At 57.9% G+C, this 13,411-nt stretch carries 8 protein-coding genes; 3 read left to right on the forward strand and 5 right to left on the reverse strand.

What is annotated here, in order from left to right:
- Positions 1 to 8: 8 nt before the first annotated feature.
- Positions 9 to 734, reverse strand: coding sequence for a DJ-1/PfpI family protein (locus tag SB13_RS09470; RefSeq protein WP_036150270.1), 726 nt, complete (start codon positions 732 to 734; stop codon positions 9 to 11).
- A gap of 109 nt (positions 735 to 843) precedes the next feature.
- A complete protein-coding gene (locus SB13_RS09475) occupies positions 844 to 1,611 on the reverse strand; it encodes a class I SAM-dependent methyltransferase (RefSeq protein WP_026740122.1) in 768 nt (255 codons plus the stop codon).
- A 296-nt stretch (positions 1,612 to 1,907) separates the two neighbouring features.
- Here SB13_RS09475 and ydfG point away from each other — a divergent pair, with 296 nt between their 5' ends.
- Positions 1,908 to 2,657 (forward strand): bifunctional NADP-dependent 3-hydroxy acid dehydrogenase/3-hydroxypropionate dehydrogenase YdfG, encoded by a 750-nt coding sequence (gene ydfG / locus SB13_RS09480; RefSeq protein ID WP_026740123.1) that lies wholly within the window; start codon positions 1,908 to 1,910, stop codon positions 2,655 to 2,657.
- Positions 2,658 to 2,794: 137 nt separating this feature from the next.
- Here ydfG and SB13_RS09485 read toward each other — a convergent pair whose 3' ends face one another.
- Complete coding sequence (locus SB13_RS09485) at positions 2,795 to 3,334, reverse strand: cupin domain-containing protein (protein WP_200872290.1); 540 nt, start codon at positions 3,332 to 3,334, stop codon at positions 2,795 to 2,797.
- Positions 3,328 to 3,645, reverse strand: coding sequence for a MoaF-related domain-containing protein (locus SB13_RS09490; protein ID WP_026740125.1), 318 nt, complete (start codon positions 3,643 to 3,645; stop codon positions 3,328 to 3,330). Before SB13_RS09490 ends, SB13_RS09485 begins: the two co-directional genes overlap by 7 nt.
- 208 nt (positions 3,646 to 3,853) lie before the next feature.
- Here SB13_RS09490 and SB13_RS09495 point away from each other — a divergent pair, with 208 nt between their 5' ends.
- Together SB13_RS09495 and SB13_RS09500 are read left to right on the forward strand one after the other, a co-directional pair.
- Positions 3,854 to 4,201 carry a DUF1283 family protein gene (locus SB13_RS09495; RefSeq protein WP_036151630.1) on the forward strand — a complete coding sequence of 116 codons (348 nt, stop codon included), beginning with the start codon at positions 3,854 to 3,856 and terminating at the stop codon, positions 4,199 to 4,201.
- An 88-nt stretch (positions 4,202 to 4,289) separates the two neighbouring features.
- Positions 4,290 to 4,574 carry a DUF1161 domain-containing protein gene (locus tag SB13_RS09500; protein ID WP_026740127.1) on the forward strand — a complete coding sequence of 95 codons (285 nt, stop codon included), beginning with the start codon at positions 4,290 to 4,292 and terminating at the stop codon, positions 4,572 to 4,574.
- Between the two features lie 65 nt (positions 4,575 to 4,639).
- Here SB13_RS09500 and SB13_RS09505 read toward each other — a convergent pair whose 3' ends face one another.
- Positions 4,640 to 13,258 (reverse strand): glycoside hydrolase family 94 protein, encoded by an 8,619-nt coding sequence (locus SB13_RS09505; RefSeq protein ID WP_026740128.1) that lies wholly within the window; start codon positions 13,256 to 13,258, stop codon positions 4,640 to 4,642.
- Between the last annotated feature and the right edge of the window lie 153 nt (positions 13,259 to 13,411).

The raw sequence follows: 13,411 nt of genomic DNA on the forward strand, positions 1-13,411 counted from the left end.
CGTCAGGTTTAGGGATCTGGCGGCTGGTCGGACAGTTTGGCCGCCGCCTTCTCCGTCGCGGCTCTCCGCCGCGCAACCAACGGGGCCTGGCTTCGACGGATGTCCGCGACCCGTTCAGACGGCGCGGCGTCGGGAGAACCACTGACAAACGGCGGTTTCGGATCGTACTCCAACTGAAGCTGTATACGCTGAGCCGCTGAAACGCCGTAAAGCTCCGCCACCACCGTCAGCGCGAAATCTATTCCCGACGTCACACCGGCTCCGCTGATCCGGTTGCGATCTCGTACCACCCGCTCCGCCACCGGTATCGCGCCCAGCAACGCGAGTTGGTCGAGCGATCCCCAATGCGTTGTCGCCCGATAGCCCCGCAACAATCCCGCCGCGCCCAAAATCAACGAACCGGTGCAGACCGACGTCACCCACGCCACTTCCTGCGCCTTCCGCCGTAAAAATGCCAGCGTCTCCTCATCCTCCATCAAGGCTATCTGGCCCGGTCCGCCGGGGACGCAGAGGATGTCCAGCCAGGGACACTCCGCGAAGGAGGTAGAGGGAAGCAGCTGTAGGCCGCTGTCCGCCGTTACCGGCTCGCGATTTTTCCAAATAAGATGCACTTTGGCGCCCGGCGCGCGCGCAAACACTTCATGCGGCCCCGTCAGGTCAAGCTGGGTCAGTCCGGGGAAAAGCAGTAATCCGATAGACAACGAAGCGGGCGTTGACACGATAAAGTCCTCCATCGGCAGGAATAGCGCCGGGGGTTAAGGGGGAACAAGTCCCGGTCTGACGCCGCAGTGTACAAAGACGCGGGAGCGGGACGTATTTTGCCAGGCGATGGTGACGTTGCGTTTATCGCGTCACGATCAGCGTGGCAGTATCACTGGAGAAAGATCCGTCGTCCTCAATAGCGAAATGACGCTTCACTTCCGCAGAGGAGTGACGTTGCAGCTCACGAATCGCCGTCACGAAATGCTCCGGCGTCCGCATCCGCGTGATCCAGGAGGAAAACTCGAGGTGGAACCGGGAACACGTTACCGACGCGACTTTCAGCCCGGCTTCCGTGAAAAAGGTCAGCCATTCGCCCGGTGTATAGTCGCGAACGTGCGAGGTGTCCCGCAAGATTTCCACCGTCTGCAAATACACATCAAGAACCGGATGTCCGGGGGACACAACATCGATAAAAATGGCTTCGCCGCCCGGTTTCAATACTCGCTTCACCTCACGCAGCGCCTGGCCGACATCCTGCCAGTGATGCGCGGAATAGCGGCTGATGACCACATCCATGCTGGCATCCTCAAACGGCAAGGATTCCGCTACGCCCTGTTGGGTTGAAATATTGCCTAGCCCTTTTTCTTTGGCAGCTGATGAAACGGTGTCCAACATCCTGGGAGAGAGATCGTAAGCCACCAAATGGGCCACGCTGGGCGCGACGGTGAAACTCACGTGTCCAGCCCCACACCCCAGATCGAGCACGTGCGCGGTGGAGTGGCCCTGTAACCGCTGCGCCAATGCCAGCAGGTCTGCGCCCTGTGCGTGCACGGCGCTGTTTAAGTAGGCCTGTGCCTGCTCCCCAAACTGCTTTTCGACCGTTTGTAAATGGTTGCCGTTGTTTTTCATATCTCTCCCGATATTGAGTGCCGCAAAAAATAATACATTGTTATTTTTACCGATTTATCCGAGCAAAAAATATCGTTGCTCAGGACAACACAAGATTTAATGCTTTCTGATTGGGAAAAGAGGAGCAACCCTATCGTCACTACTTAGCCCCCTGCCCGCGGCGTCTGACGACATGAACACCGAAAAATCCGAATTCGCCCGTCTTTGCCCTTGGATTGAAGCCCTGAGTTGAAATATCCCCCCTATCGACCATGATTGGAATGACCATGACCATCGCGCAGTAAAGAGGAACTGACATGATTATTTTTATTACTGGAGCCACCGCTGGATTCGGTGAAGCAATAACCCGACGTTTCATCAAGGAAGGCCACCGGGTTATCGCCTGCGGTCGCCGCCAAGAGCGTCTGGATGTATTGAAAGAGGAGTTTGGCGACTCGCTGCATACGCTCCGTCTGGACGTGCGCCACCAACGGTCCATCGATCAGGCCATCACATCCTTGCCTGCCGCGTGGCGCAAGATCGACGTGTTGGTGAATAACGCCGGGCTGGCGCTGGGGCTGGAGCCTGCGCAGCAGGCCTACGTCAACGACTGGGAAACGATGATCGATACCAACAACAAAGGCCTGGTGTTTGTGACTCGCGCCCTGTTGCCGGAAATGGTGAACAAGAACGCCGGTCACATCATCAACATCGGCTCTACCGCCGGTAACTGGCCTTATGCCGGCGGCAACGTCTACGGCGCGACCAAAGCGTTCGTACGCCAGTTCAGTTTGGGGCTGCGCGCAGACCTTTACGGTAGCCGGGTTCGCGTCACCAATCTGGAACCGGGGCTGGTGGGCGGCACGGAATTCTCCGGCATCCGCTTCAAAGGCAACGAAGACAAGGTTCAGCAGACCTACGATAAAACCAACCCGCTGCAGCCGGAAGACGTCGCCGAAGCGGTATTCTGGGTGGCGACGCTGCCTGAGCACGTCAATATTAATACGATGGAAATGATGCCGGTCAGCCAGACCTATGCAGGGCTGAAGGTTTATCGCGACGAATAACCGACGTTGTAATGAACATCGCTAGTGAAATAAAAACGGGAAGGCGATCACACGATCCCTTCCCTTTTACACTTCACTGCGTTTTGACATGAACGACGCGATGCTTTTCCGTCATCAGGGCGTTGAGCGCCGCTCGCTTACTGGCTGACCCCGCCCGCCGGACATCGCTCATCCTTAGGATTTTCCAGCGCCGAAGTCACCTGAACCACCATCACCTTGGCTGGTTCTTTACCCACCGCCCCCGAGATATGGCCGACTTTTTTGCCAAACATCCCGGCATTTTTGTCATAGCCAAAGGACATTTCTCCCGGCCCCATTTCTACCCGTTTGCCATCCATCGTCTCAACAAACCAACGCCCCGATAGCGGGATAATCCACTGCGGCGACGGGTTCTTGTGCCAGGGACCAACCCAGCCAACCGGCATAATGTTGAAGACATAACGCGACGTGGGCAGATCCTGCTGAGACACCCATTCGGGATCGCCTTTAGCGCTGAACTGTTCGAGCTTCAACGTATCCAGCAGACACTTCGCCTGATGAGAAATGCCCGCTTTATCGACCCAGACGCTCCAATAAGGGATCGTATTGCGGATATCCGACGCCTGCGCCTGACTCAGGCCCGCGACTAGTAGCAAGGGAAAAAGAAGACGTCGGTGACCCGTACAGCGTTTTAACATATCTCCCCCTTCATCACGTAGAAGCTGCCATCCATCATCGTGTAAAACGCACGAGAGGTTTTTTTCACAAAATTATCGCAATGCACTACCGTCGACTTATCGTCCTCCTGCCAGGAAATCAGATAGTAATCATCCGGCAATGACTCCCATTGGAACGGGATGGTCATAACCGTTCCCGCCATATCGCCGGTCATAAACTCGGCGGTCACCTCGTCTCCCGCCTCAGAATAGGTATTTTTAATCACGAGCTGCGGACTGAACGTGATCACGAAAGACGACCCTGCGTAAGGGAATATTCCTTTATTGCTCATCAACCCTCCTGAAACCTAAGAAACGGCAGCGTACGTCGCTGTCGACAAGTACAAGTAACAGTATAGTTTGCATGGGTATTGGCGCAGCCCGACCACGCGCAATTGACGTGAATGGCGGGTCGGTTATAGTTTCGTTGTCATAGACGACGTTATTGTTTTGGCATCACAGCGAGAATCGCGTTGGCACATACCGAATTCAGGGTGAAATATGAACACGAAGTCATACCAATCAGCACTGCGTTTTGTCATTCCGCTGTCACTGTTGTTAGCCGCGGCGAGTTGGCACCCCGCTCACGCGCAGACGGATCATATTATTGTAGATAACGGCAACAGCGCGTTATCCAAAGAAGCGGCCCGCCAGAGTCAGGAACAGTGGAACGAAACCCAGCGACTGCGTAAGAAAGTGAATCAGCGAGTCGAGAAAGAGTTTGATAAGACGGCAAATGCGATTGACGGCCGGGAACGATGCACGACCAGCGCCAACGTCAACGCCTATTGGGAACCTAACACATCCCGCTGCCTTGACCGCCGTACCGGCCGCACTGTCATGCCGTAACTTTTCGTCTACGCTTGTAGAGAGTCCCGACCCCAGTCCCGGCATCCAGCCGGGCAGTCGTTAGGTTTCTTTGAACAAAGGTGATGAAATGAAAAAAACGATAATGTTAAGTGCCGCGCTGTTCGTGATTGCCCCCCTGGCTGCACAGGCATCGTGTGAAAGCGTTCGTGATGCTATCTCACACAAAATTGTCCAGAACGGCGTACCGGAATCTGGCTTCAAGCTGGATATCGTTCCTAACGATCAGGTAGGCCAGGCAGGCGGACAGGTTGTCGGTCATTGCGAAAACGATTCGCAAAAGATTGTCTATACCCGCTTTGCCGAGGGCGAAGCCCCTGCGGAAAGCGCGTCTGCCACACACGCCCCGCAATAAATCAGACTGTACTTTCATCGCGTCCCGCGACATCACACTCGCGGGACGCGTTTTTCGCTGTGCGGTTATCGCCCCACTGACGCCTCCCCGCTGACCCAAACGTCGACCTGATGCAACGCGCCGTCATCCCGTAGCGGGATCCGCCCCTCACTCACGCTTTGACCATCCACCGTCACGCGATCCTCGCGTTCGCCGCGTTTTACGGTAATCACGTATTGGCTGGCGCCTTCCTGATAGCGGATTTCCAGCTGCGGCCAGTCGGCGGGGAGATGCGGCGCGACGGACAGGCTATCGCCATGACGGGTGATCCCCAGCAACGACTCGGTGATGAGCCGATAGGACCAGCCCGCAGAACCGGTATACCAGCTCCAGCCGCCGCGTCCGTTGTGGGGATTGACCGCGTAGATGTCAGCGCAGATGACATAAGGCTCCACCTTATAGCGCTGCGTCGAAGCCGGTTCCAGACTGTGATTGATCGGGTTAATCATCGACATCAGCTCCCAGGCGCGTTCGGTATTGTCCATTTCCGCAAAGGCCATCACCGCCCAAATCGCCCCGTGCGTATACTGACCGCCATTTTCGCGAACCCCCGGCAGATAACCGCGAATGTAGCCGGGGTTAGGACCGTGACCATCGAACGGAGGCATCAGCAGTTTGATGATACCGGACGCATCGTCGATCAAATGCTCGTCCAGCGCTTTCATCGCCTTTTGTCGGTACGCTTCGTTACCCGCGCCGGACAAGACCGACCAACTCTGCGCGATAGCATCGATTTTGCACTCTTCCGCCGTATGTGAACCCAGCATCTCGCCGTTATCGAAATAGCCGCGACGATACCAGTCGCCGTCCCAGGCGTGGGTATTGAGATTTTCTTTCAGCGTCGCTGCGTTATCCCGATAAAAATCGGCCTTCTCCGCCAGGCCGCGCGTTTCGGCCAGCGTTGCGTAGCGCTGCAATACGGTATACAGGAAGAAGCCAAGCCAGACACTCTCGCCCCGGCCCTGCAGCCCCACCAGGTTCATCCCGTCGTTCCAGTCGCCGCAGCCCATCAGCGGCAGACCGTGCTGCCCCATCCTGAGACCATTCGCGATCGCGCGTTCACCATGCTGCCACAGCGTTTCTACCGTAGTACTGATGCCCGGCTGTTCATAGCTCGACTCTTCACCGGGGTTGAGTAAACGCCCTTCAAGATAAGGCACCGGCTGGTCCAGCACGGCGATATCGCCGGTCACCTCCACGTAGTGGCAAATAGCCAGCGGCAGCCAGAGATAGTCGTCCGAGCAGCGCGTGCGTACGCCGTTACCCAGCGGCGGATGCCACCAGTGCTGCACATCCCCTTCGATAAACTGACGCGAGGCGCAAAGGAGAATTTGCTCGCGCATCCGCTCCGGTGCGATATGTGTCAGCGCCAGCGAATCCTGCAACTGGTCGCGGAAACCAAATGCCCCCCCGGATTGATAGTAGCCGCTACGTGCGTTGATACGGCAGGCCAGCGTCTGGTAAAGCAGCCAGCCGTTCGCCAGCAGATTGGTGGCCGGATCCGGCGTGGTGATCTGCATTTTTCCCACAATACCGCGCCAGTAGTGCTGCACGCGTTCCAGCTCGCTGCGTGCGCTGGTTTCGCCAAGATATTGCTGCATCAGTGCCTCCGCCTGCCCCGTATCCTGTCCGACGCCCAGCGCAAAAATCAGCGTATGCTGGTCGCCGTCGATTAACGAGAGGGCCGACTGCACCGCGCCGCACGGGTCGAATCCCGCACCGCTTCTGTCGGAGAGACGACGCAGCTTCAGCGCCGCAGGCGCCGCGCGGGAACCGTTCCGACCCAGAAATTCGCGTCGGTCGCCACAGAGGGAACAATGCGCGCCGGTCACGGCAAAGAAGGCGGTTCGCTCTGAACCGTTGCCGGTGTAGTAGTTCTTGGCCAGTATCGAGCATCCCCGCTCGACCGGCGTTCCCTGCGTCACAATATGCATGGCGGACTTGGAGCGCAGATCGCCAAGCACCCATTCAGCATATCCCGTGGCGGACAGTTTACGAGTCCGTCCGGATTTATTGGTCAGCGTCAGGATAAACAGTTTTACCGGCGCGTCTTCCGCGACAAAAACGGTCAGCTCGCTGTCGATACCGGACTCGCGATGCTCAAACACGCTGTACCCGAACCCGTGTCGCGTCAGATAAGCGCCACGCCCCCTGACCGGCAGCGCCATCGGCGACCATACCTGACCGCTCTCTTCATCACGCAGGTAGAACGCTTCGCCGGAGGCGTCGCTGACCGGATCATTTTCCCACGGGGTCAGACGATACTCATGCGCGTTTTCGTACCAGGTATAGGCCTGTCCACTCTCGGAGATCACTGTGCCGAACTCCCGGTTGGCGATCACATTGGACCACGGCGCCGGCGTATTCTCCCCTTCGTTCAGGACAATGTGATATTCGCGTCCATCCTCGGAAAAGCCGCCGAGGCCGTTGAAAAACTGCAGCTGACTGACGTCCGGGGTGAACGGCGTATGACGGTCCGGCAGCGCGGGGCTGAGGGGAACGAGCGATTTTTGCAGCGAGAGCGTGTTTTGCATCCGCTGATTTAACTGCTCGATCACGCTCTCGCCGCGATCGTCCAGAACGATGGAGGCCGCGCTCATCAGTAACGTGCGATCTTCGTTGGACATATGAATATCGCCGCGCACGAAGATACCGCCGGGTTTATCCAGTTGGCTCGACGCATCGCCCGCGGAAATGAGGCCTAAAATCTGGTTTTGCAGATCCTGCTGATAGCCGCCGAGGTCGGCATTGATAATGACCAGGTCGACCGGCAACCCTTTTAGACGCCAGTAGCTGTGAGCCTGAACCAGCGTCGCCACCAACCCGATATTGACGCTGCTGCTGACGGATAACAGCACAATCGGTAAATCGCCCGAAATCGCGTTCCCCCATAGGCCAGACTGCCCACGCCGGTTCGCCATGATGGTCTGCGCGTCGGCGCGCAACTCCTGCGTCGGAAATAGCACGCCGCCCGCCAGGCGGTTGAACAGGCTGGCATCATCTTCGTTGGCATTCAGCTGGCGCAGGACAATTTGACTGTGGGAACGCGCCAGCTCGAACACACGATCCGCGATATTGCGGTCACGGTATTTTTCCAGCAGCGCAATGGTTGGGTCTCGCGCCTCGGTAATGCCGTAAACCAGATCGACCACGACGGGAATGCCCGGCTCCAGTTGGATCCGCTGGCGGACCGCCATGACCGGGTCAAGCACGCCGCCCGCGCTATTAGCGAGCGCACCGTCACGTTCCAAGGCCAACGGCGTCGCGCTATTGCGGCCCCGGCCGATGAAGGCGGCGCGGTCGGTTTCAAAGGAGGTCGCCCCGCTGTTGTGGCCATGCACGACCATCGTGTGGAATAACCACGGGCACGCTTCTTCCGGCTCTCGCGGACGGCGATGACAGAGAATCGCGTCCTGTTCCGGCAACAGCTCCGTCTGTACGAACAGATTGCTAAAGGCCGGATGCGCGAGATCGTTAGCCGCCGGCGCCAGCACCACTTCGGCATAAGAGGTAATCTCAATGCTGCGGGGCTGACGGCCACGATGAACCAGCGTCATACGGCGCAGCTCGATATCATCTTCCGGCGACACCACCACATGAGTATGTACGGTCAGCGAACCATTGACGCGGATGAACTCCGCACCCGCGTCCGTGAACACGATGCGATGCTGCCCTTCCTGACCGGCCACGGGCTGCCAGGTATTGCTCCACACTTCCCCGGTCGCCGTATCTTTCAGGTAGCAGAATGAGCCACGGTTATCGCAGGTACTGTCCTGACGCCAACGCGTCAGCGCCAAGTCGCGCCAGCGGCTGTAACCGCCGCCGCCCTGCGTCAGCATCAGATGGTAATCGGCGTTGGACAGCAGCTGAACTTCCGGAATCGGGCTGTCGACATCGCTGAATTCTCGAATATCGTACTTCGCGGGTTTCAGTACCCCTTCATGCGACTCGAAGTGTCGACGTGGTCGATACAGCTCTACCACCTCAGACATGCGCTCTTGCAGCAAGAGACGCGCTGACTGGAACATCGGGTTGCTGGCGAAACGCTCCACCATGGGGGCATCAAGCAGCACGTGGGATAGCGCCAGCAGCCCCATCCCCTGATGGTGCGCCATATATGAGCGAATGATGGCGTAAAACTGACCTTGCGCCAGACGCGACGTCGTATAGTCCAGCGCCTCATAGAAACCGTAATTCCCTCGGGCGCCGTTACTCTCCAGCGTGGTCAGGTTTTCGCACGCTTTGGCGGGATTAATCATCAACGCCAGTAAGGTGGCATAAGGCGCGACTACCGTATCATCGCCCAGACCGCGCCGCAGCCCCAGACCGGGTACGCCGAACGCGTGATATTGGTAATTGCGGCTGGCGTCAAAGGCGTAGTAGCTCGACTCGGAAATGCCCCACGGCACGCCGCGAATCTTACCCCACGCAATCTGGCGGTTCACGGCGGACTGGCTCATCAGCTCCAGCAACGTTCCGGGGTAGTCCGGCATGACCAACTGCGGCATCAGGTACTCAAACATCGAACCGCTCCACGACATCAGCGCCGGTTCGTTATCAATCACCGTAAACAGCCGCCCCAACGCATACCAGCTTTTCGTCGGCAACTGGTTGGCGGACACGGCAACAAAGTTCGTCAGCCGGACCTCCGACGGCAACAGGTCATAACTGCTGCTGTCCATGATGTTGGCGTCGCAGTTGTAACCCACGCTAAGCAGGTGCGTCACTGGGTTATAGAGGAACCGGAAATCCATATTGGCGTGGTCGCTCAGGCGTTGTTCCAGCTCGGACAGAATCGATAACCGCTGACGCGCCAGCTCGATGGCGGAGGACATGGCGATAGAGNGCGCCGTCGTGACCGACGGCGTGTACTGCGCCAACCAGACCAGCGAAGGTAGCGTGGTGACGGCGCGGTCTTCTTCCGTCATCCAGCCCAACAGCTGCGACCATTCCTGACTTATCCCGCTAATCTGGGCGTCCAGACTCTCGGCCCACTGACGGATAACATGACTTTCAGACGCGGCCAGCTCCGCCAACGCATGGCTTAACCCCTGCATCGCCTGTAGCTCGCCGTCGAAGCGAAACAGCGGCGCGTCATGCGCCGAGGCCCATTTTTTGCGGAGCTGATTCAGCACGCCGGGTGCGCGCGTCCAAACGCGTTCGAGCAGCGACAGCGTGTCATCCAGCCCCGCCAGAATTCGGCTCACATCCATGACCGGCTGCGTACGCATGGAGACCAGCCCTGAACGGAGCGTCAGCAAATGCCCCGCCAGGTTGCCGCTATCGACGCTAGAGATATAGCGTGGGGCGAGCGGCGTGAGGGTGTCGGTGCTGTACCAGTTGTACAGATGGCCACGGAAATGCGCCATTTTGTCGAGCGTATCCAGCGTCAGCGATGTCCGGTTGAGCACGCTGGCCTGACTGACATAGCCGAAGTCCCATGCCGTCAGATTCGCCAACAGCGCCAGGCCGATGTTGGTCGGCGAGGTTCGGCGCGCAATAATCGGTCCCGGCTCTTCCTGAAAATTATCCGGCGGCAGCCAGTTTTCTTCTGCAGTGACGAACGTTTCAAAAAACAACCAAATCTCACGGCTATGCTCGCGCAGCCGCCGACGCTGATCGTCCGTCAGCCCCGATTTCTTACGCTGCGGCTCCCGGCTTAACCAGCACAGCAAGCGCGGCGACAACAGCCACAGCACGCCCAGCGGAACGGAAACCACCTGTAACAGCGGATTAAAGTAGGCCGTCAGCCCCATCAGGAACACCGCCGCGACCGGATTAGCCCACATCACCAGATAGTATTGTTGGGGGGCGTTGACGCGGCGCAGCAGATGATGACCGAGCCCCGCATCCAGACTCACCCAGTCTTGCAGGTGGCGCTTGCTGATCGCCAGACGCCACAGGGTCACGCCGATAGCCCGCAGGGTATTGACGCTTTCATACGGTAGCGTAGACAGGTTCATTCCGACGCGCATCAACCGTTGCAACGCGGTGTTGAAAACGGTTCGCAAATGCTGCGAGAACGTGCGGCGCCGGTTTTTTCTGATCAGTTGATAAATCAGCGTCAGCACGGTGGGCAATAGCAGAACCATGGCGACGGCCGTCAGCCAATTCTCCGGATTGGGCGCCCAGGTTAATGCGCAAAACAGCACAATCAATAGACTCGGGGAATACAAACTCCGCCGGAGGTTATCCAGCAGCTTCCAGCGGGACAACCCGCTCAGCGGATTGGCGACGCGCCGACGATCTTCCCGCCGAACGTAAAAACCCAGCCAGTTCAACAGCTGCCAATCCCCGCGGATCCAACGGGTGCGACGCGCCATATCGGCCAGATAACAGGTGGGATACTGTTCATACAGCAGAACATCGCTTAACAGCCCGGAACGGGCATAGCACCCTTCGAGTAAATCGTGGCTCAGTACCAGATTTTCCGGACAGGTGCCTTCGTTAGCACGGGTAAACGTATCGACGTCGTAGATCCCCTTGCCGACGAAAGACCCTTCGCTGAACAAATCCTGATAAATATCTGACGCCATAAACGAGTAGGGATCGTTGCCGGGAATGGCGCTGGACAACGCCGCGTACCGGCTCTGTCCATAACGGGGGATTTCTTCCGCCAGGCGCGGCTGCAAAATACCGTATCCGGCAACCACGCGCCCTTTGTCCACATCGAAAACAGGCTGGTTAAGCGGATGCGCCATTGCGCCCACCATCTTGTGCGCGGCGTCGCGCGGCAACACGGTATCGCTATCCAGCGTGATGACATATTTGATGTTGTCCAGCGTTTGGCTCTGGTTGCCGACGACGGTGTCGAATTCATGACTCTGCTGGCGCAGCCAGCGGTTCACCGCCTGAAGCTTGCCGCGCTTACGCTCGTAACCCATCCAGACGCCCTGCTTCTCATTCCACTGAGGATTGCGGTGCAGCAGAAAGAACAAAGCGTCAACCGGGTTCGCATACCGCTGGTTCAAGCGGTGGATGTGCTGGCTGGCATAGGCCAGCAGCTCGTCGTGCCACGGCTGCGTCTGGGTGGCGGAGTCTGGGAAATCCGTCAGCAGCGCGAAATAGAGGTTTGGAGAGACGTTGCTGAGATAGCAGACTTCCAGGCTATTGACCAGCTTATCGACGCTGGTGCGGCTGCTAAGCAGGCACGGGATCACGACCAACGTTCGCGAGTCCGAAGGAATGCCCGTGGAAAAGTCGAGTCGCGGCAGCGGGCTTGGCGTGCGCGTTTGCATGGTGGCATCGCCCAGCAGATCCAGCACCAGTTGGCTAAAGATGATGACCGCGGGGATCGCCATCAACCACAGCGTCCATCCTATGCCGGCTTCGTGGGTTCTCAATAGCAAATCGGCGCTCAGCGCAGTGGTCAACAGGCTCAGGCTGCCCAGCCACGACAGAAGCGGCTCCTGATTGAACCAATGCCGCAGCCGCGTGAACGGCGGATAATGCACCTGAAGTTGCTGTTCCAGCGCGGCCCGCCCTTTGTCCACCAGGTAGTAACCGACGTGACGCTTGCGCCCGCCTTCCGGCGCCGCTTTCGCCATCGCCAGAACGGCGTCAGCCACCTCGATTTCGCTGTAGGGACACTGCCGGGACAGAATTTCGATGGTGTGACGATAGTGGTCACGGGTATCAAAATGCATGGCGGCGTAAATGCCGGCGGGATCCTGCAATAACCGCTGTTCAACCAGACTCATCGACTCCGCAAAATCCGGCCAATGGGTCTCGCTAAGCTGGCGCAGGCTGGCGATACTGTTGCTGACCGAGAGCTGATTGATTGCCTGCTGCTGGTTGAAGCGGTGGATCATGGCGTCGGTGGTCAACCCCTCCTCGGCCAGCCGTTGCTCCACCCAGGTCAGCGGCAGCGCCAACATGTTGCCGTGACCGCGCAGGCGACGAACCATTTCCGCCACAAATGAGTTGGATCGCGGCGGGTTGGACCGCGCCATATCGGCAATCACAATAATCAGGTTGGACGGGTCGATTTCGGCGCCTTCCAGAAACTTGTCGACCCAGGCGTCGGCAAGATTGCGCTCTTGCTGCGCGGTAGCCACCTTAACGCTGACGCGTCTGAGGTTGTCGATAATGGCGAGCCGCAACATTGCGGGTAAGGCCCACAGTTCACTGAGCGTTAGCGGCGTGATCTCCTGATAAGCGGCGATGTAACGCATTAACGTCTTAGCATCGAAGCGGCCGTCGCCGTGGGCGATGGCTTCGGTCGCGATATCGTAAATGCGCGGACCGTTAAACGGCGCGCCCAGCTGCGGCAATCCTTTGCCGAAATTTTTCGGCAAATGCTGAAAAACCGCGCGAATGTGTTCTTCAATCAGATAGAAGTTATCAAGCAGCCATTCCCCTGCCGGTGTAATCGCCGATTTGTCGCTGGCGTTAATTACATCACAACTGTGCGTCAGTACCGCCTCATGCTCCGCCAGGTTTTTCAGCAAATAATACGGCGCGTTTTCCTGCGTCAGCTTGTGGGAGCGAGCCAGTTTTCGGCCATAGCGCTCCATTTGATCGGCCGAGAACAGTTCGGCTTTGATGGTGGTATCAGGGTGTTCGCCAGGCTTCAGCGCCGGCCCTTTTACGGGAAAAACGGGACGTGGTTCAGACTTAAACCAAGCAAGGAAATTTTTATTCACGCAGATACTCCTGAGCACGGACGCCAAAGGGCAGCCAATCACGCTGCAGGAAAGTGTTCGCACTTGATAATGGGAATCAGTGAATGGTGAAAACCGTCACTTCATAAAGTCACGGCAGGCTACGTGTTAAAAGTAGCAAAGTCTGATGCAAAC

Origin of the sequence: Lonsdalea quercina subsp. quercina (assembly GCF_000688695.1) — a bacterium.
Lineage (GTDB): Bacteria > Pseudomonadota > Gammaproteobacteria > Enterobacterales > Enterobacteriaceae > Lonsdalea > Lonsdalea quercina_D.